The 22726-nt window shown below is 46.2% G+C and carries 23 protein-coding genes; 17 read left to right on the top strand and 6 right to left on the bottom strand.

Annotated features, from left to right (window positions below):
• Positions 1-12 precede the first annotated feature (12 nt).
• Both T491_RS0112985 and T491_RS0112990 read right to left on the bottom strand, forming a co-directional pair.
• A complete protein-coding gene (locus T491_RS0112985; protein WP_028904268.1) occupies positions 13-630 on the bottom strand; it encodes a LolA-like putative outer membrane lipoprotein chaperone in 618 nt (205 codons plus the stop codon).
• On the bottom strand, positions 630-3071 hold the full coding sequence (locus T491_RS0112990) for a DNA translocase FtsK (protein ID WP_028904269.1): 2442 nt from the start codon (positions 3069-3071) through the stop codon (positions 630-632). The genes T491_RS0112985 and T491_RS0112990 overlap by 1 nt, the downstream gene beginning before the upstream one ends.
• A 90-nt stretch (positions 3072-3161) precedes the next feature.
• Between T491_RS0112990 and T491_RS0112995 the strand changes: the two genes are divergently transcribed.
• Genes T491_RS0112995 through T491_RS0113020 form a run of 6 tightly spaced genes read left to right on the top strand, consistent with a single transcriptional unit; the run spans position 3162 to position 9329 of the window.
• Entirely contained in the window at positions 3162-3815 is a 654-nt protein-coding gene (locus T491_RS0112995) for a 3'-5' exonuclease (RefSeq protein ID WP_028904270.1), read from the top strand.
• Positions 3793-4968, top strand: a complete 1176-nt coding sequence (locus T491_RS0113000) for a class I SAM-dependent rRNA methyltransferase (RefSeq protein WP_028904271.1) — start codon at positions 3793-3795, stop codon at positions 4966-4968. The genes T491_RS0112995 and T491_RS0113000 overlap by 23 nt, the downstream gene beginning before the upstream one ends.
• Positions 4969-4977: 9 nt before the next feature.
• The gene (gene tilS, locus T491_RS0113005; protein ID WP_028904272.1) at positions 4978-6294 is read left to right on the top strand and encodes a tRNA lysidine(34) synthetase TilS; all 1317 of its coding nucleotides are present in this window, start codon (positions 4978-4980) and stop codon (positions 6292-6294) included.
• Complete coding sequence (locus T491_RS0113010; RefSeq protein ID WP_028904273.1) at positions 6295-6672, top strand: hypothetical protein; 378 nt, start codon at positions 6295-6297, stop codon at positions 6670-6672.
• 35 nt (positions 6673-6707) lie between these two features.
• Complete coding sequence (locus tag T491_RS0113015) at positions 6708-7271, top strand: hypothetical protein (protein ID WP_197018876.1); 564 nt, start codon at positions 6708-6710, stop codon at positions 7269-7271.
• Between the two features lie 21 nt (positions 7272-7292).
• Positions 7293-9329, top strand: a complete 2037-nt coding sequence (locus T491_RS0113020; RefSeq protein WP_028904275.1) for a HAMP domain-containing sensor histidine kinase — start codon at positions 7293-7295, stop codon at positions 9327-9329.
• Between the two features lie 28 nt (positions 9330-9357).
• Here the strand turns inward: T491_RS0113020 and T491_RS0113025 are convergent, their stop codons facing one another.
• Positions 9358-10125, bottom strand: coding sequence for a hypothetical protein (locus T491_RS0113025; RefSeq protein WP_155950139.1), 768 nt, complete (start codon positions 10123-10125; stop codon positions 9358-9360).
• A 208-nt stretch (positions 10126-10333) separates the two neighbouring features.
• On the opposite strand from T491_RS0113025, the gene T491_RS0113035 reads away from it, so the two are divergent.
• From T491_RS0113035 to T491_RS0113065, 6 genes are all read left to right on the top strand, one after another.
• The gene (locus tag T491_RS0113035; protein WP_028904277.1) at positions 10334-10984 is read left to right on the top strand and encodes an ATP-binding protein; all 651 of its coding nucleotides are present in this window, start codon (positions 10334-10336) and stop codon (positions 10982-10984) included.
• Positions 10978-11274: an STAS-like domain-containing protein gene (locus tag T491_RS0113040; protein WP_028904278.1), complete on the top strand. Its 297-nt coding sequence runs from the start codon at positions 10978-10980 to the stop codon at positions 11272-11274. The genes T491_RS0113035 and T491_RS0113040 overlap by 7 nt, the downstream gene beginning before the upstream one ends.
• A 420-nt stretch (positions 11275-11694) precedes the next feature.
• A complete protein-coding gene (locus T491_RS0113045; protein ID WP_028904279.1) occupies positions 11695-12687 on the top strand; it encodes a hypothetical protein in 993 nt (330 codons plus the stop codon).
• A 528-nt stretch (positions 12688-13215) separates the two neighbouring features.
• The gene (locus T491_RS0113055) at positions 13216-13941 is read left to right on the top strand and encodes a DUF4417 domain-containing protein (protein ID WP_081773389.1); all 726 of its coding nucleotides are present in this window, start codon (positions 13216-13218) and stop codon (positions 13939-13941) included.
• Positions 13931-14302 carry a hypothetical protein gene (locus tag T491_RS0113060; RefSeq protein ID WP_028904282.1) on the top strand — a complete coding sequence of 124 codons (372 nt, stop codon included), beginning with the start codon at positions 13931-13933 and terminating at the stop codon, positions 14300-14302. Before T491_RS0113055 ends, T491_RS0113060 begins: the two co-directional genes overlap by 11 nt.
• A gap of 1 nt (position 14303) precedes the next feature.
• Positions 14304-14648 carry a hypothetical protein gene (locus tag T491_RS0113065; RefSeq protein ID WP_028904283.1) on the top strand — a complete coding sequence of 115 codons (345 nt, stop codon included), beginning with the start codon at positions 14304-14306 and terminating at the stop codon, positions 14646-14648.
• Positions 14649-14709: 61 nt separating this feature from the next.
• Here the strand turns inward: T491_RS0113065 and T491_RS0113070 are convergent, their stop codons facing one another.
• From T491_RS0113070 to T491_RS16610, 3 genes are read right to left on the bottom strand one after another with little or no spacing between them, the layout of a single operon-like run.
• A complete protein-coding gene (locus tag T491_RS0113070) occupies positions 14710-16239 on the bottom strand; it encodes a DUF4268 domain-containing protein (RefSeq protein ID WP_028904284.1) in 1530 nt (509 codons plus the stop codon).
• Between the two features lie 14 nt (positions 16240-16253).
• Positions 16254-17363 (bottom strand): DUF262 domain-containing protein, encoded by a 1110-nt coding sequence (locus T491_RS0113075; RefSeq protein WP_028904285.1) that lies wholly within the window; start codon positions 17361-17363, stop codon positions 16254-16256.
• A 6-nt stretch (positions 17364-17369) separates the two neighbouring features.
• The gene (locus tag T491_RS16610; RefSeq protein ID WP_036916127.1) at positions 17370-18362 is read right to left on the bottom strand and encodes an adenine-specific methyltransferase EcoRI family protein; all 993 of its coding nucleotides are present in this window, start codon (positions 18360-18362) and stop codon (positions 17370-17372) included.
• A gap of 675 nt (positions 18363-19037) precedes the next feature.
• Between T491_RS16610 and T491_RS0113085 the strand changes: the two genes are divergently transcribed.
• From T491_RS0113085 to T491_RS0113105, 5 genes are all read left to right on the top strand, one after another.
• The gene (locus T491_RS0113085) at positions 19038-19478 is read left to right on the top strand and encodes a hypothetical protein (protein ID WP_028904286.1); all 441 of its coding nucleotides are present in this window, start codon (positions 19038-19040) and stop codon (positions 19476-19478) included.
• Positions 19420-21213: a VapE domain-containing protein gene (locus T491_RS16615; protein ID WP_081773390.1), complete on the top strand. Its 1794-nt coding sequence runs from the start codon at positions 19420-19422 to the stop codon at positions 21211-21213. Before T491_RS0113085 ends, T491_RS16615 begins: the two co-directional genes overlap by 59 nt.
• 220 nt (positions 21214-21433) lie before the next feature.
• On the top strand, positions 21434-21613 hold the full coding sequence (locus tag T491_RS17725; RefSeq protein WP_155950140.1) for a hypothetical protein: 180 nt from the start codon (positions 21434-21436) through the stop codon (positions 21611-21613).
• Positions 21614-21747: 134 nt separating this feature from the next.
• A complete protein-coding gene (locus tag T491_RS0113100) occupies positions 21748-22320 on the top strand; it encodes a DNA-binding protein (RefSeq protein ID WP_028904287.1) in 573 nt (190 codons plus the stop codon).
• 120 nt (positions 22321-22440) lie between these two features.
• On the top strand, positions 22441-22726 hold a 286-nt coding region (locus tag T491_RS0113105; protein WP_028904288.1), incomplete at its 3' end, for an N-acetylmuramoyl-L-alanine amidase.

Genomic DNA, 22726 nt, shown 5'->3' on the forward strand with positions numbered 1-22726 from the left:
TTAAGTTCTGTTTTATCTTAAGTCAATAATCTCTGCTTTTGGAAAGTCTTTCGAGTTGAATTTAAACTGGCTGTCGGCCAGCTTCTCCTTCTTGATATTGCTGATGTCGAAGGTGGTCCACTTCTTGCCTTGCAGCAGTTTCACCTGCGTGGGCTGATAGCTCTTCTTGTCGACACTGATGAACAGCTCCTTGATTTTGCGCTCGTTCGAGTTGGCTGTCAGGTGTACCACGTAGTTGTTGCCTGTGGTATTCATCGTGTAGGCATAGCCGCGCTTGTAGAGGTGGATGAAGTTGTAGGGATTGATGGCCTGCAACTGTGCCTCGGTGGGATTGCTCACGTTCACCTCGTCGTTGTGCTTCATGTAGGTCCACTGGGTCTTGCCGTCGAACCACACGGTAGCCTGAGGCGTGGTGGCATAGAATTTCTTGCCTTTGATGGCGATGGTGCCACTGGTATTGCCGCTGGTGGCTGTCATCTTGAAGTTGGCTTTTACGCCCGTCTGGGCAGTGATACTGGCAGCAGCTTTGTCGAGAACCGTCTTAGCCGACTGCGCATAACTTGTTAATAATGAACAGTGCATAGTGAATAGCGCTACCACTGCCACTCTTATCAAACCTATTCTTTTCATTATCGTAAATTGCTTAAAAGATTATTCAAACTGTTTTCGTCCTGTATGAGCACCTCACGAGGTTTCGATCCCATGGCAGCGCCTACCACTCCGGCTCGCTCCAGCTGGTCCATCAGTCGTCCGGCACGGTTGTAGCCGATGGCGAACTTACGCTGGATGAGTGAGGTCGAACCGCTCTGGTTCATCACGATCAGTCGGGCTGCATCGTCGAAGAGTGGGTCGAGGTGTGCCATATCCACATCCTTGTCGCTACCGTCACCCAGATCGCTCTCAGGCATATCGGGCTCTGGCAATTCGAATGGCTCGCCATAGCTCTGCTGGTCGCTGATGTACTCGTTGATGCGCTCCACCTCGGGTGTGTCAACAAAGGCGCACTGTACACGCTCGGGCTCCGATCCGCCTACCAACGCCAGCATGTCACCACGACCAATCAGCTGCTGTGCACCTGTGCGGTCGAGGATGGTCTTCGAGTCGATACCGGCCGACACCTTGAAGGCGATACGACTTGGGAAGTTGGCCTTGATGGTACCGGTAATGATGTTGGTGGTGGGTCGCTGGGTAGCGATGATCATGTGGATACCCACGGCGCGTGCCAGCTGTGCGATACGTGCGATAGGCAGCTCAACCTCCTTGCCAGCGGTCATGATCAGGTCGCCGAACTCATCGATCACAACCACGATATATGGCAGGAAACGATGTCCGTTGTTCGGATTCAACTGGCGGGCAATGAACTTCTGGTTGTACTCCTTGATATTGTGTGCACGTGCCGACTTCAGCAGGTCGTAGCGTGTATCCATCTCCTTACAGAGTGAGTTTAGCGTGCGTACCACCTTGGTCACGTCGGTGATGATAGGATCGGCCTCCTCATCGGGCACCTTGGCCAGGAAGTGGTTGCAGATAGGCTCATAGAAACTGAACTCCACCTTCTTCGGGTCAACCAGCACAATCTTCAGCTCGGCTGGATGCTTCTTATATAATAAAGAGGTAATAATGGCGTTCAGACCTACCGACTTACCCTGTCCGGTAGCACCAGCCACCAACAGGTGGGGCGCCTTGGCCAGGTCGAACATGAACACCTCGTTGGTAATGGTCTTACCGATGGCGCAAGGCAGCTCCATCTTCGACTCCTGGAACTTCTTCGAGTTCAGGATTGATTCCATCGAAACGGTCGAAGGCTTGGCGTTAGGAACCTCGATACCTACGGTACCCTTACCGGGCATGGGGGCGATGATACGGATGCCGAGCGCTGCCAATGAGAGGGCGATATCGTCCTCCAGGTTCTTCACCTTCTGGATGCGCACACCCTGTGCCAGTGTTATTTCATAAAGCGTGATGGTAGGACCAACAGTGGCCTTGATGCTCGATATCTCAACGCCGAAGGTGCGGAGCACATCTACGATGCGGTTCTTGTTGGCTGTCTGCTCAGCCATGTCTATATAGGGCTTACCATCGTTATCATATTTCTTCAGCAGGTCGAGTGTGGGGTAGTGGTAGTGCTCCAGATCGCGCTTGGGGTCGTAGGGCTCCATGCTCTTCACGTCGTCTACCAGTGTCTTGGCGTTAGCGGTCTCAGTATCGCCTTTGGCTTCTTCAACCACCATCTCGATATCGTTTTCGCCCTTAGGCGCCTTGGGTGCGGCAGGCTTCTCAGGCTTCACCACAGGAGCTGGCTCGGGAGTAACGGTCTCATCGCGATAGCCTTCGTCGATGACTACTGCACCGCCATCCTCATCGAAGATAACCTCCGACTTGCCTGGATCGTCGAATACCAACTGCTCGGTCTCCTCTTCAGGGGCATTATAGGTGTCGCCTTCGCCGGCTCTGCTCACCGTGAACTTCACCTTGTCGATATAGCGCACGGGGTTCAGCATCTTACGGATGAAGATGACAGTGGCTGCGCTGAAGTAGGTGAGGAAAGCGATGGCTATCAGCGCCAGGAGGGCCGTCAGTCCGGGCGCTCCTACCAAATTGCCGATATAGTTGCTGATGTACATGCCATGATCGCCGCCGGGGCTGAAGCTCTGGTCGGCAAACAAGGGTTGCAGGAAGGTGGCCAATGCCACCGAAGCCCATATCAGCAGCAGTGCTACCGACAGCGACCACTTGAGCAGGTTCACACGGTAGGCCTTCATCAGGTGGATACCATACACAAAGAGCAGCACGGGCAGCAGGAATGCTGGCAGTCCGAAGCAGCGCTTGATGAGGAACCATGCGGCATACGCACCAAGCGAGCCGCAGGTATTGGCAAATTCATGGTTCTCGTTGAGCAACTCGCCGTCGCGAGGCTCTTCTATCAGTGTCTGGTCGGCAGCACCTGTGGTGAAATAGGATACGAATGCGAAACACAGGTATATCGAGATGCCGAACAGGATAGCGCCTGAGATAAAGCTCAAACGCTCCATATTTTCGTTGCTTGTAGTCTTTTTCTTGCTCTTCTTCATATAGTTTTACGACATTTTCGTGCAAAAGTAGCTGAAAAAAATTAGATTTCATCATAAATCGGGATTTTTTTTATAATTTTGCACGCAGAAATGAAAAAGTTAATACAAAACAAGGTAGATAAGAAGGAAATGTCGACCCTTCCGCGCGTAATTTATCCCGGAAGGATTGTGGTGGTCGTATCGGCTTCCGAAGCCGAACGGGCTGTCGATTACCTGTTGGCTCAACCTGTGCTCGGATTCGATACGGAGACACGTCCCAGCTTCAAGAAGGGTGTGCACCATAAGTGCTCACTGCTGCAGGTGTCGTCGGCCGACTGCTGTTTCCTGTTCCGCCTGAATCACCTGGGGCTTTGTCCTGCCATCAAGCGCCTGCTTGAGGACCATACGACGACCAAGGTGGGACTGGCTTGGAAGAACGATGCGTTAGGACTGCATGAGTTGGGCGATTTCGAGATGGGCGAGTTTGTTGATTTGCAGGATATGGCCCGCCAGATCGGTATCCAAGATCAGAGCCTGGCCAAGCTCTATGCTAATGTGTTTGGCGAGCGAATCAGCAAGCGTGAGCAGCTGACTAACTGGGAGCGCGACGTGCTCGAGGAGTCGCAGAAGCGTTATGCTGCCACCGATGCATGGGCTTGTGTTCAATTGTATAAGGAGTTTAAACAAATGTTGGAAACGGGTGACTATGAATTGGTTATCGTTCCTGAAATAACAACTAAGAATAATGAAGAAACTATATCTTAAGCGTGGTAAGGAGGAGAGCCTGCTCCGTTTCCACCCCTGGGTTTTCTCAGGCGCTATTCAGCAGGCCGACGAGGATTTGGAGGATGGCGATCTGGTACGTGTGTTGACCAATCATGGCGATTTCATCGCAGTGGGCCACTTCCAGAAGGGTTCTATTGCCGTTCGTGTGCTTTCGTTCCGCGATGTGGCTATCGATGCCGATTTCTGGGCCTCGCGCTTGGCCTCGGCACTCGAAGTGCGCCAATCCATCGGCATTGCCGATAATCCTCAGAACAACACCTACCGTCTGGTTCATGGCGAGGGCGACAACCTGCCCGGACTGATTATCGACGTGTACGACCGTACAGCCGTGATGCAGGCTCACAGCATTGGCATGCATCTGTGTCGTAAGGAGATAGCCGAGCAGCTGGTCAAGGTGATGGGTAGCCGTATCGACAATGTCTATTATAAGAGTGAGACCACACTGCCGTTTATGGACGACATGGAGAACGGTTTCGTGTATGGCGGTAGTGATGACAACGTGGCGCTCGAGAACGGCTTGAAGTTCTATGTCGACTGGCTGCGCGGTCAGAAGACCGGTTTCTTCGTCGATCAGCGTGACAACCGTTCTTTGCTCGAGAAGTACTCAGCTGGCAAGAGCGTGCTCAATATGTTCTGCTATACCGGTGGATTCTCGGTTTACGCCATGCGTGGCGGTGCAAAACTGGTTCACTCGGTCGACAGTAGCGCTAAGGCCATCGAGCTCACTAACCGCAATGTGGCCCTGAATTTCGAGGGCGACCAGCGTCACGAGGCTTTCTGCGAGGATGCGTTCAAGTATCTGGAGCAGGCAGGCAATAACTACGATCTGATTATCCTCGACCCACCAGCCTTTGCCAAACACCGTGGTGCGCTGCACAATGCGCTGAAGGGTTATACCCGCTTGAACAATAAGGCTTTCCAGAAGATTAAGCCCGGCGGCATCCTCTTTACGTTCAGCTGCTCGCAGGTGGTTACCAAGGATCACTTCCGCAATGCCGTCTTTACAGCAGCTGCCCAGGCAGGTCGTAAGGTGCGCATTCTGCACCAGCTGCATCAGCCAGCCGACCATCCTATTAATATCTATCACCCCGAGGGCGAATACCTGAAGGGCCTTGTACTGTTTGTAGAATAGCATCCGATTATGCTGCACAGAGTTCAGGATTTCATCGACAGGCATCAGCTGCTTGAGCGCACCGCTCTGCATCTTGTGGGCTTAAGCGGTGGGGCTGATTCTGTGGCTCTGTTGCTGATTCTGAAGGCGCTTGGTTACCGGATTGAGGCGGCGCATTGTAATTTCCGTTTACGTGGCGATGAGTCGGATAGGGATGAGCAGTTTGTTCGTAATCTGTGTTGGTTATTGGAAATACCGCTACATTTAATTCATTTCGATACAAAGAGTTATGCCGAATTATATCAAGTAAGTATTGAAATGGCTGCGCGCGATTTGCGTTATGGCTATTTCCGCCAGTTGTGTCAGGATATCGGAGCAGCCGATGTGTGTATTGCCCATCACCGCGACGATGCGGTAGAGACGTTGCTCATGAACCTGCTGCGTGGTGCCGGCATCCACGGACTGACGGGTATCCGCCCCAAGAATGATATCGTTCGCCGTCCATTGTTATGCCTGAACCGGCAGGAGATTCTTCAATATCTCGATTCCATCGGTCAGCCTTATGTTACTGATTCTACGAATCTGGTGCCCGATGTGATGCGCAATAAGATCCGTCTGCAGGTACTGCCTTTGCTCGAAGAAATCGCTCCGGGCGCCACGGCTAATATCGATAGAACCGCCAATTATCTCCGCGAGGCCGAACAGGTGTTCCAGGCAGAGCTTAACCGTGAGATGGCGGAGCTGGGGGGAAGCAGTTGTGATGCTGTTGCCATCGATAGACTGCTGCAATTACCTTCGCCTGAGACATTTCTGCATGAGTGGCTGATGCCTTATGGCTTTAATGCCGCGCAGACAGCACAGCTGATGAACTGTCTGGACAAGACCGGCAGTGAGTTCCGCTCAGCATCACATCTGCTGGTGGTTGACCGGAATCAGTTGGTTGTTGAGCCCGTCTGTCAACCGATGAAATCGCTTAAGATTCCCGAGACTGGCACCTATTGTGCCGCTGAGGATATGAAGCTCTGTATAGAGGAGGTTGAAGACTTAGCCATCTCTAAATCCCTGGATTGCGCTACGCTCGATGCGGCCAAGGTGCAGTTCCCGCTCTTGTTGCGTCCGGTACAGCCCGGCGATCGATTCGTGCCTTTCGGCATGAAGGGCAGTAAGTTGGTGAGCGATTATCTGACCGACTTGAAGCTGAGTGTGCTGCAGAAGCGTCGTCAGTTGGTACTCACCGATGCTCAGGGCGCTATCATCTGGCTTGTAGGTCGTCGTACCGATAACCGTTTCCGTGTTTCTGATGAAACCGCTAAAATTTTACGTATCACAATTAAACATGAAGACTAAATGAAGAAGTTACTTGTATTTCTGTGTATTTTGGGCGTTGCGGCGCTGGTACTGATGGTTACCAAGCCCGATCGCCAGCAGCATCTGGACACCATTCAGACCGTTGTGTCGAAAGCTGTCAGTGCCGAGTTGCGCGATTATCATATTGATGGCGACTTAGGTTCTGTTGTCTCAATGACTGCCACAGCGGGTATCAATCAGTTTCTGAACAGCAGTCTGATGGTCCGCGAACACACGTTCTATAATATCGGTGTTATTTCCTACGACAACAATTTCCAGATGGTTTCGGTGGGTGTGCTGAATCATGTTTATACCCTGAACGAAGAGCAGGCCCGGTACATCATCCGTACCAAACTAAAAGAAGCCATTACATTTTGAACAATCTAAAACAATAACAATCTAAAACAATGAATATGAAAAAGCAGTTTTTATTTGTGTTAGCAGCCTTTATCCTTTTGGGCGCTACATCAGTTTCGGCTCAGAAGAAGCAGCCGAAAGGCATGAGAGTGGAAGTGGCGGAGGCCGAGACCGACAAAGGTGAGTACACCATTTTTACCTATCTCGACAACGACGACACCTTTGCCTATTACCTGAGTCTGGTGCGAGAAAGCGATTTTCTGGAAGCCGATGAGATTCTTGGCATCGAGGTGAAAAACATCAGCGAGACCACTATCTGGCTGGGTGCTACTGCCGACGAGGCATTTGCCACCATCGACAATATCCTGGCCTTGTACGATAAGGATCTGGAGACTACTGCCGAGTTCCAGGGCCGAGCCACAACGAACGGCATGCAGTTAGGAGCTGAGAACATCGTGAAGTGCATGGTGGTTAAAAAGCTGTTGGGTGGCAAGCGTTTGGAGTTCTTCTTCCCCCAAGGCAACCGTACCGCCCATGCCTATCTCACCAAGCAAGTGCTGAAAGAACTGCGTATCGGACTAAAGATGAGCAAAAAGCTCCAGCCCAAACTCCATCGTTAAGCTATTCATGCATCAATAACAATGAAAACAACATCTCACATTTCCGTCCTATTCATTGCCACCTGTCTGCTGGCGATAGCAGCATGTAACAAGAAGCAGGATTATACTCCAAAGACAACACTTGCCGACAGTCTGATTTCAGCATCTACCAGCGTACAGGACCTTGATCGCGCCTTATTCCTTTCCGACAGTTTACTGGAAACTGGCGACATTTCGATGTTCAGAAGTTGCTACACGAAAGGTAGTATCTATATGCGAACGGGAAAGCCGCAAGATGCCGAAGCTATCCTGAAACGCGCCTTAGCCGAAAAGCCCCAGAACGCATACGACAGCTTGTTTTATTTCCAGTGCCTCAAAGCAATGGTGGAACATACTGACCAGAAAAATGATGACGAGGGAGTGCTGCGCATCGCTTTGCCAGCCTACGAAGGTCTTTATGCCTTAGTATCCCAACCAGAATACGCTTCCGAAGCCTATGATATCTTAGCAGAGATTTTGCAGTGTGTGGGGAGGTGCCAACTTAATCAGGGCTTGACTACCGAAGCTGAGAAATATTTCGAGAAATGCTATGAGTGCATCCAGAAAGTAAGGGCGTTAGACTCCTCATGGAAACACGATTACTATGCCACGGTATTCCTGTATACCATAGCCAATTCATATTCGTCCCGGCATGATTACTCTACGGCCGAAAAATGGCTGAACTACGCAGAGACCATCACTAAGGATATGGCTAACAAGGATAATGTCCCCGCCTTTATTACCGACATGTCATGGAGCACCTATTACCTCGATCGCGCCACAATCAGCAATGGTTTGGGGAAACAAAAAGTGGCCGACCAAGCCTATGCAGCGTACAAACGCACACAATATGCCAAGACAGATATTGCGCAAATCTATGAGGGCGAGTATCTGATGCAAGCTAAACGTTACGCCCAAGCTGCCGATGTATATGCCATCGTATATCAGTATCTGGCCGAATTCGGTTCAGAGCCTACACTCGACAACATAGCATACCTTACAAAGAAATTCACAGCCAACTACAAAGCCGGCCGTAACGACTCTGCATTAAGCGTTGCAGCCTACACCTTCGAGTACCTCGACTCTGCCATTATTCTCCAGAAGAAGAATCAGGCCATCGAACTGTCAACTATCTATCATACACAGCAGAAAGATGCCGAGCTTGCCGAGCAAAAGGCCCAGTTGTTACAAACACGTGTGCTGGCTTTGGTAGTTGCTCTTATGCTGGCTATTACTTTCTTTGTTATTTATGCTGTTATCCGTCGCCGCCAGCGCATCCGTTTGGAGGAGAAGAACCAGCAGCTTATGATTGCCAACGCCCGTGCCGAGGAGTCGTCGCGCATGAAGACCAAGTTTATCCAGCAGATATCGCACGAAATCCGTACACCGCTGAATATCCTCTCGGGCTATGCGCAGGTAATGACTGCTACGGATATGGAGATTGATAATGAAACTCGCAATGATGCCAACCAGCAGATTCTGGAGAATACCGATCGCATCACAGGTTTGGTAAATAAGATGCTCGAACTCTCTGATGTAAGCAGCCGTACTGTTATCAGTCTTACCGATCATGTGTCGGCCCTGCAGATAGCCACCCAGGCTGTGCTATCGTCGGGCATAGAGGATGTTGCGCATCTTGAGTTCCAGTTGCAGGATATCGAAGGGGCAGGGCAGGCGCTGCTTTCCACCAATGAGCAGGCTGCTGTACGCGTATTGGCTTTGCTACTGGATAATGCCATAAAGTTTACCGCTCCAGCCGAAGCCTTTGGTCACCAGCTTGATATTGATAAAAAGCGTGCCACGCTCTTGATTACTAAGCTCGATAACCAAATACAGTTTATTGTCGAAGATACTGGTATTGGTGTGCCTGCCGCCGAGGCTGAGCATATCTTCGACGAGTTTGTACAACTTGATGAGTACTATAACGGCACAGGCATCGGACTTACTGTTGCCCGTAGCCTGTCCCGTCGTTTAGGCGGCGATGTGGTTCTCGACACCACTTACACCGCAGGTGCCCGCTTTGTGTTTACACTCCCTTAATATCACTTCCGCCTTTGCGCATCCTTGATTATTTACCAGCTACGGCTTTCAGACGATCTATTAATTTCTGAGCCAGTTCGCGGTTATTTGCTTGGTAAGCCTTCTCTATGCTTCTGGTCGAATCACTCAGCTGCTTATATTCATCAGAACGTACATTGGCTATACGAAACTTAGCTGCCTTCGACAATAGCTGATAGTTCCATGCATCAAAACGTATTACACCGAGAACCTTACCTTTAGCTCCCTTATCATACTTCTTCTTGGCATCCTCCTCGGTAGATTTGAAATAGCTCTCTCTAAGCGACATAAGTGGATTTCCATCGCCATCAACCAATAGCAGACCAGTAGCATTAGTATTATAATCCTTATGTACGCCAGTCTCTTCGGTTAGCTCAATCGGTACCTCTATACTCATCTTTGTTTTTTCGCATTTGTCGTGCACAATCTTCATGTCAGACAATAATTTGAATGGAATACCTTCGGTAACTTCTACAGGAAATTCTTTTTCGCCAAGAGCAGTGATGGCTGCAGCAATCTCTGCATCGGCAATACTGTCCATCTGCTTTGATTTGTTTTTCAACAAATCCATAATTTCATCCTGAGTACCACTCTCAGCCAGGCGTGTAAGCAGATCTACACCTTCTTGGGTATGTTTCTCAGCAATGGTTGGAACATCACCAAACATACCGCCCGAGCTGCTCGAACCGCTTGAACCGCCTGAGCAACTTACGAATGAATAACTACACAAGCTAATTACCAGGGCCATCATGACCATTTTTGCATTAATCTTTTTCATCGTCCTTAAATAATTTTAGGTTTATAATGTATTTTAGGTTTATAATGTTTGCCGATACAAACGGGACTCTCATCCTAAATAGGTTCCTTTCATGCTGCAAAAATACGAACTTTTTCCTAAAGTTCCAAATTTTTTGTCAGTTATTTATTCTTAATTCTTGGTTGTTTCAGAATAAAGTCGTATCTTTGCCACTCAAATAGTTAACATCATGGATGTCGCATTTATATTAGACAAGTATTTTAAAGATACATCAAACGTTTCTATTGACGTTTTTGATGCACAGTCGTTAAACTCTGTGTACAGAGATGTTGTGAATGCAATGACCTCTCATTTTGAAATTGAGGTTAGTGTACTTCAAGCGTTAAGTTATTGTCTTTATGAAATGATGGATAATGTTCATATTCATTCAGGAAAGCCGTTAGGAACTGCAATTACTCATTATGATGATGATTGCAAAACACTGCGTATATTAATAGCAGATGATGGCATGGGAATCAGAGCATCGCTTGCAGAGAACGAAAAGTATCAGAATATTTCTGAGGCTGAAGCACTTAAGTTATGTTTAGAGGATTCGATCACTGATGGAAAAGGGATGGGTTTTGGATTATATACCACCTCAAGGCTTGTAAATAATATCGGAAAAGAGTTTATACTTCATTCTGGAAATCATAAACTCATTATAAAAGACGGAAGAACTTCTGTCATAGAGAATGGTTTCTGGCAGGGCACACTGATCTATATGGAAATAGGTACGGGTGAAGAAATCGATCCTAATCAGATTGTTGATCACCGCACCGATATCGCAGAAGAATATAATGAGTCATTTGTTGAAACGGGAGAATTAGAATCACTATGGTAGAATTTAAGTTTATTGAATACGGAACTGATTTTGGTACGCGTGACATGGGGCAGAAGCTTCGTGAGATATTATTACCTTTGATAAATGGTAACGATAAGGTCGTTCTTGATTTTACCGGAGTAAATGTGGTATCCAATTCTTTTGCTGACGAATGCATCGCTAAATTACTCTTAGAAATGCCTTTGGACGAATTGAAACGCCGTACTACATTTCGTGGTTTGAATCCCTTGGCAGAACGAAGTGTCTTGGTTGCGCTCCAACGAAGATATAAGGTGTTGTCTGATAATTAGCAATTCGACCTTGCCGCTTGGTTCTTAAAACATAACGACCACCACTCAAACGAGTGATGGTCGATAGAAGTTATGAAACCAAGCGGCAAGGTCGAATTGCTCATCATCTCTGCATTTCTGCAGCCATGCCACCGTTCCGCACATCGTGGCTCTACTTGGTTCCACCTTTCACGCTGCAAAGATACGAACTCTTTCTGAAAGTTCCAAATTTTTTCAAAGAAAAATGCTTTTATTCATTATTCCCTAAGAATGAGATGCGCTTAAAAGCGAACTCTTAATAAGTAATGTAGCTAAAATTTAAAAGCATGTCCTATTTTATGATATGTTTTTTCATGATTAATGCTGGGTTTAAAAATCTTTTAGTACCTTTGCAAGCAAAAATTACAATAAAATAATTACAAGTAAATATCAAACCAAATTATGGATCAAATTAACAATCATTACTCAGGACCAATTACGGTTCAGGGAGCAAATTATCAGAGTCATTATGTACCTGCAGAGAAACCCTATGCGGTCTATGCCTTCGTTTATGAAGGCCCGTTTACAACTATTGCGCAGCTAATAGGCACTATGCTAATAGGAAAAGTGAACGAGGAGGGTAAAATGTGTTTCGAAAGCAAAGCTGTTTACCGTATGCCTGATGAGTATATGCTTGACTTTGAGCATTGCTATATACCCGATGATATGGGTTCTATGAAAAGTGACCCTAAATTCTTAGGCTTTGTTGGCGACACCATTGGGAAGGACAAATTAGTCGAGATTGGATGGATGGATTTGGTATGCTCTGATGGAGTTCTGCCAATGAAGAGCTTTATTAAAAGAATAATGATGGCAGGATTAAAAATTAATCTGGGCGATAACTGCAGGATGAAGGAAGTTGAGGGCAGCATCGAATTTCATTATAATAATGAACACATCAAATTTTTTTATTTGGAGGTTCGTGACGATATCGCTTTGAGAGTAGAAATTTGGATTAGTGATGAAAAATTGCTTTCTCCACGAGAAATTTTAAGTGCACTATGGCGTCAGATTAATAATTGGGATGAAGTTGGTGTTACCTTTGAGAATGTCAAGTTGGAAGACAGGTATGCCGACTATCAGACGCAGGTTAACGAACTAATAGAGTTGGCGAAGCTTTATGGCAATTATGTGGAGAACGGGGAAAATGGCACACTTGTTTATTACCTATTAAGCTGTTTGGAAAAGATAGGAAAAGGTCGCTGTTTTTACGACGACTTTGTGATGGCTATGAATAAAGTTAGATTTGAAAACAATAGTGATTACGATAAAGATTTGCAATTGGCTATTGAATTAGGCTATGTTTCTCGCGATGGCAATATCATCCAGTTCTCACCTGATTTTGAACGTATGGCAACATGGAAGTGGCAGTGGTTGCATGGCGAAGATAAATAATAATAAGAAAGCAGGGCAGTTAAATGTCCTGCTTCTTTTTTATTCATTATTCCCTAAGAATGAGATGCGTTTGAGGGGGAGCATGTTTTTATCTTCGTCGCTCATTTTGTCGTACTACTATTTTGTTGGTATTATCTTTTTCAGAGTGCGAAATTACCTAAAATAGATATTTAACAATTATTTATATGGGAAAAACTTGTATTAAAATAATTTATTAGCTATCTTTGCAGTTGATAGGACTAAGATCTCATAGGTCAAGGTCAAGTGTTTAACTCTTTTAATATGGGAGGGACATCTATGATGTATACAGAGATATAAAAGTTTGTGGGCAAAAAGAGAAGACCCCGTGCTACGGCAATAGCACAGGGTCGATAGTAAACTCTCCCGATTTCCCTTCTGAGTTTGCCCCAGATTGGTGGGAATCTACATAGTTCCAGTGCAAAAGTAAGTAATTAATCTTATAAGTAGTACATATGGGTTCTCATATCGGGATTTTTTTAAATTATTTTAAAACAAAAACAAGAAAAAATGGAACAAAAGTCTTTTTTTCCTGGTTATGAGAGCCATCTATGTATGTCTTCATTACCATCCCGAAAGGGTAAAAGTAAGAAAGTTAGGAAAAAGTTCATGCTAAACAAAGAAGAACTTTTCCACAGCGATCTGTATGGAGAGTGGCCGCAGTTGTTTACGACTCCTTTGCCAGCTATAGTCCCTTATTGTGGCGAAATACCTACGAAATTGTTACCATTCAATGAGGCCTATGCCAAAAAGGATTATAGCAGCACAGTACATTTCTTTATAGATGATTTACTTTTTATTCGAGTTCTACGCACCCCTGAGAAGTATTTGGATTTCTTTCAGAAATGTCACTCTGTTATTGGTACGGATTTATCGCAATATGTGGATATGTCTGCTGAAGACAGATTTTTTTCTGCATACATTAATAGTGCATTCTCTGCATATCTACAGCGCAATGGTGTACATGTAATTCCAAACGTTAGCTGGTCTTTGCCAGATAGCTTTGCTTATAGTTGGTCCTCCATGCCTAGTAATTCTATTATAGCCATCAATTGCAAGGGCATCCTCAAACACGATCTTTCTAAGTATCTTTGGTATCGTGGCTATGAGGAAGCTGTTTCTACGCTTCGTCCATCTCTCATTATTCGCTATGGAACCCGTATGCCACGTGAGCATAGTGATATCAGTCTTTATTTTGTTAACGAACGATTAATGAGATTGCGTCATGGGAGCTAACGGAAGTTTTGCAAATGGTTCGACGGCAACCGAGAATGGTCGCCGCTGGCAGACAATACATGTATTGAAGGATGGTACTAAAGTCATCGAACTCAAGAAGAAAGGCGCTGTCAAGTTGCCCGAAGAGAGCCACAGTCCAAATGCTACTTATGCTATTTTTAATAAGGATGGTAGCGGAGTGAAAGCTATAGCTAAATACGGTGCTGACGGCAAGAAAATTTGGGAAATCCACACCACCGACCACAAAGGGCTTGGAGCTCATTACCACAAGTGGAAAGATGGGAAACCTCTCGACGAGGAGCCACACAAGTTGACTCCAGCTATGAAGAAATTATTGAAGAACATATCAGATTTAAAATAATATGGCAAAATCAGATTATGTAATGACCGACTTGTTGGGATACCCATATAATGGGAAATATCCCCCAAAAGGAGATAAACATGGAATCTACCATGGCTATTCTTCTGACGTAGAAGAAACGCTCTTTTACGACTTTGCTGTTCAAGGCTACGATCTCACCTTTGTTTATAAAGGCGTGCGTTATTACTTCCTCTCGACAAAAGATTATGTTGCCTTATGCGATGAACACTACACTGAGGAGTATCAGGTTTTCCCTGATGGCAACACGGCTTTGGAACAATTTAAGATAGAAGGAAAATCTCTTATTGAATTGATTAATCAGCTCGAGGAGGTCGAGCCTGTTTAAACAGAGTTGTATTGATTTCTAACTAACGATGCAGGATATTCTTCGGTCCTGCATCGTTTTGTTATTCTATCGCTTTTACTTCCTTTGAGAACACTTGATAGAAGACAAGGGATTGTCGTACCATCCAATCGATAGCTTCGTCCATCTTCTGCGGGTCTGATAGATCCGTTTGGTGGAACAGGGCGATTGTCTTGTCGCTTGCTGAAGGATTAGCATCCCATTCAGGCTCACATCCAAGAGCATTGTTTATTTCATTCTTCCTGGCTACTAAGGCTGGATAGTACCTAGCTACTACGGGTTTTCTGATATAGAGCTTTACTCCTACAAAATCCTTTAGTGTATTGCACACGTTCGATAACAGTATGTTCTGTCTTCCTATCCTTATGTCATACCAGTAATGTGGCTTAGGTGTTTGCAATGAGGGTATCGAACCTTCCTCGCTCAGTCTATCCCTGAATTTTGTCCAAAACTTCAGTTGAATCTTACGCGAATCAACAATCTTCTTTGTCCTAATCATCTTTGTATCTGGAGCAGGCACTTTGGCTACTTCGTTACTCCTGTATGAATCCAGTTCCTTCCCGTTTTCATCTTTCCATTGCGACCATCCATTAGATGAACCTCCAACACAGAACTGCGCAGCACCACTGGGCGAATCAAAGCAGATGTCTTCCTTCACTATTCTTTCACCGTTTCTGAGTTCAGTGTATTTTGCAAAGAGAATATCACGTTTCTTTCTTCCCGCCGGACTTATCTTGTTGAGATGAACAGGATTAATCTTACTGCCTGATAAAACAGTGAGCGACTGATCTGCAGGATTAAAAAGCCCCTGTGCTGAAGCATTCCTGGTTAGGAGGCACTTAATAAGATGGCTTGGAGATTTTGGTTGAAGCTTGGGCACAACTACTTCCGGTTCTGTTCTGTTGCCATCAGCCGAAGCCGTAAAATGCATGGTTGCCAGCATGCCCTTGATCTCTTCCTCTGAGAAACTGGTACCATATTTTTCCAGCAGGTATGGCTTTAAGCTTTCTGCTATTTGTGTCTGTGCATCTGCTATCAGGCTTTCCTTGATTTTGTTTAAGCTGTTCTGGCGTTGTATCTCCTGAATGCGTTCTTTGCAGAATTCTACAATATCTTCTTTCTTAAAGCCTTCTTTTGAGAACAATTCCACAAAGCGTGCTCCCCGTTTTTCATCCAAGTCAATGGCCAGCTTAAATACCGAAACCACATGGTTGGTATTGGGCCTATCGTAAAATACCTCTATGTGTTCACCTATATATATACCTACATCAAGTCGCAGTTGTCGCATATACGATTCCAACTGGGTTATTTCCTCTTTTGATTGCGTATTTCCTGGACGCTTCACCTCTATTACAAACTGATACTCATTGTCACGCGCTACGAGGATATCCGGTTCCATTCGGTTACGGTTTCCAATTCTAAGCGATTGCTTATGAATGATTTCGCCTTTCCAAGGTTCCCATCCAAGCAGCATCAGTTGGTTTTCTATATGATGATGATAGGTATCTTCCTCAACGTCATGTTTCTTGTCCTCAATCAGAGGATAAACGAATCGTTTCCAAGTTTCTTGCATATCGTTATTGGTTTTTATTTAGCGCCTTTCTTGCGGTTGCAGTCTTTGCAGAGCATCTGACAGTTATCAGCGGTGGTAGTGCCACCTTCTGCCCATGGGGTGATGTGGTCGCCTTCCATCTCTTCCAGTTCAAAGTGATTGCCACACCAGGGACAGATGCCGCCTTGGCGTTCGTAGGCTTCGCGTTTCTGTTTCTTGTCGAATGTCCGGAACGACAGATCGCGAAGGTCACCGCTTAATACATAACTATAGATGCCCGATTTCTTCATGATCTCATCGTCCTCCATCAGGTCGTGTATGCGATGTTCCAGCTCTACCGTATCATATATATTATTATGATAGGTATCGTAGAGTAATCCCCAGTCCAGGCCTTTCATTTCTTTGCGATACGTAGTGAATGTAGAACGCACCCAAGTGATGATGGCCGAGAAATAAGCCCATAGCTGATTGGCGTTGGCATCATCCTTATGTTTCGACATATATTCGCTTACTTCCTTGATGTCTTCCTTACGTGCAGCCCATCTAAGTATGGTGGCCAGGTATGCCTGCTCGATGGCATTGCCATTCAGATAGTCGCTACCTATCTTATATGCAGGGCATCCGTTCTTTGAAAAGTAGCGGCGGGCATCAGTAACAAATGGTCCCACATATACGGCATTAAGCAACTCCTGGTCGAGCAGACGTTCGCCTGCGATATTGATAACACGGAACCAGTCGAGTTTCTCTTTGTCGGTGCCAGTACAGAAGTATACTGTAAGTTCGTAATTCAAGAATGACTCTTGTTCATCGGGTGTTAACGACGAGAAGAACAGTACGCCACGTTCAGGATCATTGATATTGAAATCGTGATAGCGGAACTCGCAGATGGATAGAGTACGTTGCTGACCGTCTATCATTTCATACTCTCCATCACCAACCACACTCCAGTACATGATATTGAGAGGGAACCCTTTTAGGATGGTGTTTACTACCGCCTGCTTTTGTTTCAGGTCGTAGCGGAATTCTCGTTGATAGGGTGGGCGAATGTCGAGTTTGCCACCATATCCACGAACACCATTGTCTGGGTCGTTAACGTAACCGTCTATTAGGTCACGAACCTTGATTGATTGTAGTTTTATATCCATAGTTGTTTATTGTTTTTTGCGAATGAGGATTCGAGAATATGGGCATTTGTGTTTGCCTTCAACAGTAAAAGCCAAATCTGTTCGACCTCGATAATTCTTTGTTACGCCAGCTTGTTTAGCTAAATCTCCACTACCAAGGCCTATTATTTCGAATTGGTCAGGATTGAATTTATCAAGGAAAGTATCAGGTACTCCCATTATTCCATCATAATCACAAGGTATATTCTCTGTTTTACCTACATCGATGGCATCATAATTTTCGTAATGAGGATATTCATCAGGAGTATAATTCCTGTATAAAATCAGGTTTTCGTGACGTTTCTTGATTTCAAGATTTGTAAACCAATGAACACCAGAAACACGAATCATACCCTCTCTGTGGTCTCCTGCAGTTGCTTTATCTTCGTAGTTTGAGATAAAATGTCCTGCACCTCCTTTAAATCCATAACCTAACCATATTTTATTCTCTTTGATTAGTGGGAATATTTCCTTGTAGTGGATTGCATTTTGATGACCAATAATCAAAAACTTCTTCTCATATTGCATCAGCTGTGCCACGTATTCACGGAACAGCGAGAAGGGTGGGTTAGTAACTACGATATCGGCTTGCTTTAATAGCTCTATGCATTCACGACTACGGAAGTCACCATCGCCTTTTAATGGGTGGATGCCGATTTCCTCAGGATCAGGGATATTGTTGCCATTCTTGTCGCCATCGTATATCAGGTAGATGGCTTGTTCGCTCTTATTCTGGCTAAACAGGTCCATATCCTGATTTTTGTAGCAGGTAGTGATGAGGCGCTTCAGTCCTAAGAACTCAAAGTTGTAGGCAAAATAAGTAAAGAAGTTCGACACTCGTGGGTCGTCGCAATTACACAACACCGTTTTGCCTCGGAAGTGTTCCCGATAGTGTCGCAGCTCGTTATTGATATCCTCAAGTTGCGTATAAAATTCGTCTTTCTTTGCCTCCTTGGCGGCGTTTAAGTTTTTATTTGCCATAATGCGATTGATAGTCTTATGAATGGCACCCAACTATCAATCACGCCAAGACGCAAAAAGAGCGTGATGCACCTTTTGCGTTCAGCTATGAGGCAGCCTCGGATGGAAACCTCAGCAATTTACAAGTATGCACCACGCCGTAGCGTGAATGCATTGCTATATTCAAATTGCTAAGATGCTCCATACCGAACACTTATCACTTATTATCTCAGTGCGTTGTTATTTCCAAGAAGTTTCCGAGGCTTTTGGCTGAACGCGAAATAATAGCGAATGCTTTATGATTTACCCACAAAAGTCACACCGGCCACCTCTGTGTTGTATACCAGTGATCGGGTACAAAGGTACGAATAAGTGCTGAAATGAGCAAGGATTTGGCTTGAAAAATAGAAAGTGTTACATGAAAATGCTGGTTTTAGGCCATACGCGATAAAAAAATCAGTGATTTTTTTGCAGCTCTAAAAGGTAACTTGTAACTTTGTAGAAATTAAACAGAGATGAGACATAGACAATTGACAAACATTCAACAACCAGGCTCCATTAGCTGGGCTGCATTCTTAGAACTTGCAGCCTTGTTAGCCAAACCACCCACTATGATGTAATTACTTTGTGGCAACAATTAAGGCATACGCTGATCTTTAGTGACAGGTATGTAAACAATAATTAAAAACAAAACGTATGAAAGAAATATTAGAAAAGGAACAATCCTTTTTAGGGCTGTTCTATACCCAAAATTGCTGGGGTGATTTGAGGCTAATTCTTGAAGTGTGGCGCCAATACTTAAATGAACCAAACCGTACAGCTAAGTTTAAGGATTGGGATAATCTTGAATTTGCTTTTAGTAGCGTATTCAAGAGGAAAAATGTTTACTATGATTTGGCTCGTATGATTGCTTATGGCTGGTTTAAAGAAAGAAAAATAGCTCGAATAAGCGATTATCTGGCTAAACATACTAACTTGGATGATAATCAGAATATGTTTAGACGAAAAGAAAACATACGTCATGGTATTTATGGGCAGATAAATCATTTCAAAAAAGAAAGAGAACAAACTAAGAAAGATGAAAGTCTCATTATTACAACACAGCAAGGATTCACAACCACAAAGCGTATCGCTTGAACAGGTTGTAGAATTAATTCGTACTGGTAGTCTGGTAATGCCGTTTTGCTCGGTATCGGCGATCATAGAGGGAGGCTACCGACCGAAGAATATCACGAGTTTCACGGGCTTATCGGTGGTGAGCTATGCTCATCTGGAGAGTAGCAGTGTGGCGGAGCTCCGTGAGGAGGCACGTGCCGACCCGCACACATTGCTGCTCTTCGGAACAGCCGATACACTCCACATCGTGTTCGGTTATGAGCTTGAGCGCGACTACGAACTACACCTGCAGAAGCTGTACTATTCGAAGGCTTACGACTTCGGGTGCGACTATTATGACCAGTTGATGGGGGCGAAAACCGACCGTAGCGGTAAGGGGCGGATGGTGCAGCTGGTGCATGATGCCGAGCTGTGCTATCATGCCTATGCCGAGCCTTTCTATGCGTGGGAGATCAAGGAGGCCAATGCCGCTAAACGTGAAGGACGGAAATCGCAAGTCGGGGTTAAGGAGCGCAAACAGAACTGGAAGGAGCAGTATGCCAGTGTGAAGGATATACGCGAGTTCCTGGCTAATCATGTGTACTTGCGGCGCAATGTCATCACCTCGCGTGTAGAGTACCGCCTACCTGATAACGATATGTCATGGGTGCCTATCGACGACCATCTGGTGAACTCGCTGTGGACAAAGATGTCGGAACAGAAAACTGTGAGGGCGCCGGATATCTTTCGTGTGATTGAGTCGGACTTTGTGCCCGATTTTAACCCCTTTACCAGCTATCTTGAACACCTGCCGCCGTGGGATGAAAAGAATCATATTCTGTCCTTGTCGCTGTCGGTTATGGTGAAGGGCGGCGTGGAGAAGCAGGAGTTGTTCTACCGCTTTCTGCGCAAGTGGCTGGTGGGCGTGGTGGCGGGATGGATTGATCCTGTAGAGGTGAACCACGAGATACTGGTGCTGATAGGCGAACAGGGGTCGTATAAGACCACCTGGTTCCAATATCTGCTGCCGCCGGAACTACGTAAATACTTTTACACCAAGACCAACGCAAACAGGATGTCGAAAGACGATCTGCTGACATTGGCCCAGTATGGTCTGGTGTGCTGCGAGGAGCTCGATACCATGCGACAGTCAGAGCTGAACCAGCTGAAGGCTGCCGTGACAATGCAGAGCATCGACGAGCGTGCTGCCTATGCCCACTTCCACGAGCACCGCAAGCATATCGCCTCGTTCTGCGGCACAGGCAACAATGTGCAGTTTCTCAACGATCCTACGGGCAACCGTCGTTGGTTGCCGTTCGAGGTGGAGAGTATTCTGAATCCCCGTGAGTTTGAGGTAGATTACGAGGGTGTATTCGCCGAGGCCTATGCGCTGTATCAGCAGGGCTTCTGCCACTGGTTTACGCGCAGTGAGCTGGAGCTGTTAGGACAGCACAACGAGGATTTCGAGGCCCCTATGCCCGAGGTCGAGAAGATCAGCGAGCGTTTCCGTACGCCTCAGCCTGGCGACCAGGTGGAGTTCGTCACCCGTACGATGATTTTCGATGCCATCAGTTATAACCCCACGTTGAGGCTCAATATCAACAACATCGGTCCGGCCATGCGCAAGTTGGGCTTCGAACCCGCTCGCACCAAGCATGGACGTGGCTACTGGGTGTATCGCTATAACGACTTGGAAATCAAGGAGAACAAGCGTAAACGGATGGGTATGGCCGTATCTGATGGTGACAAGGGTGACAACGATGACACCGTTTTTTGAAAAATCCTCGCGCGTACGTACAGGAACTTTGAAAACTCGAAAAAAAAAAGTTCACGTACGTACGCGAGAATGTTTAGAAATATGCAGTTACCGTTGTCACCCTGTCACCCGGAAACGATCAAAAAGGGTGCAATTTTTCTCTAAGTACTTTTCACGTGCAAAGTAGTTAGCGCGCAAAATATCTTTAGTTACTTTTCAAAAATTCAATCACTAAGCGTTTATGAAATCAATGTCGAAACAGGAATTGGCTGCCAAGGCCGGGGTAAGTCTGAACACCTTGAACCGCTGGTGTAAACCCTTCAGTAGTGAGCTGAAGGCACTTGGGCTGCATCCTAAAGCAAGAATGCTTCCGCCGGTGGTAGTGAAGTTTATCGCCGAGAAACTGAGTATCGATTTATAACCTTATCTCACTTTATCTCACCTTATCTCACCATAAGTCGACGTAACTCACCAGCGAGGTTTGTAAATGTTGTATCTTTGTTCTGTCGAATGACAAATGGTCTTAATGTTTCATTTTTAAAGTTTTATTAGTTTATGGCAATTAAAGTAAAAGCAGTAGAGCGCCAGCTCAAGGTAGGCCAGCATGCTGGCAAGTACCGTTTTATGATGCAGGCCGAGATTTACAACACGCTGTCGGCACAGAAGGTGATTAGCGAGGCCTCTGTACGCAGTGGTATCGCTGAGGGCGCACTGAGCGCTGCCTGGGATGCTATCGGCGAGGTTGTCAAGGTGTGGGCCACCGAGGGACACTCCATCGCCATCCCTGGTCTGGGACGTATGCGCTTCGGCGTCAGAGCAACTTCGGTCGATGATGTAAACAAGGTGAGCACCGGCTTGATCACCACCCGCCGCGTTATCTTCTCGCCATCGGTTGAGATCAAGGACGAGCTGAAGGAAACCTCGATCAACATTACCTGCTACGATCGTGAGGGCAAGGTGGTGAAGCGTGTCACCAGTAGCGATCCTGGTAACATCGAGGATCCCGAACAGGATAACGACAACACCGGCAGCAATACCGGTGACAATACCGGCGGAAATACCGGTGGAAATACCGGTGGCGGTAACAATGGCGGCGAGCCCAACCCCGACGGCAGCACAGAGGATTAATGGTTTCACTTAAAAAAACAAACTACTCATGGTAAAGATTTCATGGAAGAAGGTTGTCAAGGTCATTAAGTTCCTGGCAACGGTCATCACAACGATTGCAGGCACACTGGCCGTTCAGTCATGCGGAGCATTACTCTGATAGTCGTTCATTGTTCGGCAGTGCGACCTGATCAGACATCCTCGGTTGCCAAGATCGATACCTGGCATCATGATAGAGGCTTTAAGTTTGGCGTAGGCTATCATTACGTGATCCGTCGTAACGGAGAAATTGAGGCTGGCCGACCGGAATGGATGGTGGGTGCGCACTGTGTGAACCACAACAAGTATTCGATAGGCGTGTGCTACGAAGGTGGTTACGACGCCCGTGGTCAACACGCCGACACCCGCACCCCGGCTCAGAAGTCAG

This window comes from Prevotella sp. P6B4 (assembly GCF_000619985.1).
GTDB lineage: Bacteria > Bacteroidota > Bacteroidia > Bacteroidales > Bacteroidaceae > Prevotella.

What these genes read in the sequence shown, in the direction of transcription:
- T491_RS0113075 (WP_028904285.1), bottom strand. Translation starts at nt 17,363, where the DNA reads ATGGATATAAAACTACAATCAATCAAGGTTCGTGACCTAATAGACGGT.
- T491_RS0112990 (WP_028904269.1), bottom strand. Translation starts at nt 3,071, where the DNA reads ATGAAGAAGAGCAAGAAAAAGACTACAAGCAACGAAAATATGGAGCGT.
- T491_RS0113070 (WP_028904284.1), bottom strand. Translation starts at nt 16,239, where the DNA reads ATGCAAGAAACTTGGAAACGATTCGTTTATCCTCTGATTGAGGACAAG.
- T491_RS16615 (WP_081773390.1), top strand. Translation starts at nt 19,420, where the DNA reads ATGAAAGTCTCATTATTACAACACAGCAAGGATTCACAACCACAAAGC.
- T491_RS0113015 (WP_197018876.1), top strand. Translation starts at nt 6,708, where the DNA reads ATGAAAAAGCAGTTTTTATTTGTGTTAGCAGCCTTTATCCTTTTGGGC.
- T491_RS0112995 (WP_028904270.1), top strand. Translation starts at nt 3,162, where the DNA reads ATGAAAAAGTTAATACAAAACAAGGTAGATAAGAAGGAAATGTCGACC.
- T491_RS0113065 (WP_028904283.1), top strand. Translation starts at nt 14,304, where the DNA reads ATGGCAAAATCAGATTATGTAATGACCGACTTGTTGGGATACCCATAT.
- T491_RS0113035 (WP_028904277.1), top strand. Translation starts at nt 10,334, where the DNA reads ATGGATGTCGCATTTATATTAGACAAGTATTTTAAAGATACATCAAAC.
- T491_RS0113100 (WP_028904287.1), top strand. Translation starts at nt 21,748, where the DNA reads ATGGCAATTAAAGTAAAAGCAGTAGAGCGCCAGCTCAAGGTAGGCCAG.
- T491_RS16610 (WP_036916127.1), bottom strand. Translation starts at nt 18,362, where the DNA reads ATGGCAAATAAAAACTTAAACGCCGCCAAGGAGGCAAAGAAAGACGAA.
- T491_RS0112985 (WP_028904268.1), bottom strand. Translation starts at nt 630, where the DNA reads ATGAAAAGAATAGGTTTGATAAGAGTGGCAGTGGTAGCGCTATTCACT.
- T491_RS17725 (WP_155950140.1), top strand. Translation starts at nt 21,434, where the DNA reads ATGAAATCAATGTCGAAACAGGAATTGGCTGCCAAGGCCGGGGTAAGT.
- T491_RS0113010 (WP_028904273.1), top strand. Translation starts at nt 6,295, where the DNA reads ATGAAGAAGTTACTTGTATTTCTGTGTATTTTGGGCGTTGCGGCGCTG.
- T491_RS0113085 (WP_028904286.1), top strand. Translation starts at nt 19,038, where the DNA reads ATGAAAGAAATATTAGAAAAGGAACAATCCTTTTTAGGGCTGTTCTAT.
- T491_RS0113045 (WP_028904279.1), top strand. Translation starts at nt 11,695, where the DNA reads ATGGATCAAATTAACAATCATTACTCAGGACCAATTACGGTTCAGGGA.
- tilS (WP_028904272.1), top strand. Translation starts at nt 4,978, where the DNA reads ATGCTGCACAGAGTTCAGGATTTCATCGACAGGCATCAGCTGCTTGAG.
- T491_RS0113025 (WP_155950139.1), bottom strand. Translation starts at nt 10,125, where the DNA reads ATGAAAAAGATTAATGCAAAAATGGTCATGATGGCCCTGGTAATTAGC.
- T491_RS0113060 (WP_028904282.1), top strand. Translation starts at nt 13,931, where the DNA reads ATGGGAGCTAACGGAAGTTTTGCAAATGGTTCGACGGCAACCGAGAAT.
- T491_RS0113020 (WP_028904275.1), top strand. Translation starts at nt 7,293, where the DNA reads ATGAAAACAACATCTCACATTTCCGTCCTATTCATTGCCACCTGTCTG.
- T491_RS0113040 (WP_028904278.1), top strand. Translation starts at nt 10,978, where the DNA reads ATGGTAGAATTTAAGTTTATTGAATACGGAACTGATTTTGGTACGCGT.
- T491_RS0113055 (WP_081773389.1), top strand. Translation starts at nt 13,216, where the DNA reads ATGGAACAAAAGTCTTTTTTTCCTGGTTATGAGAGCCATCTATGTATG.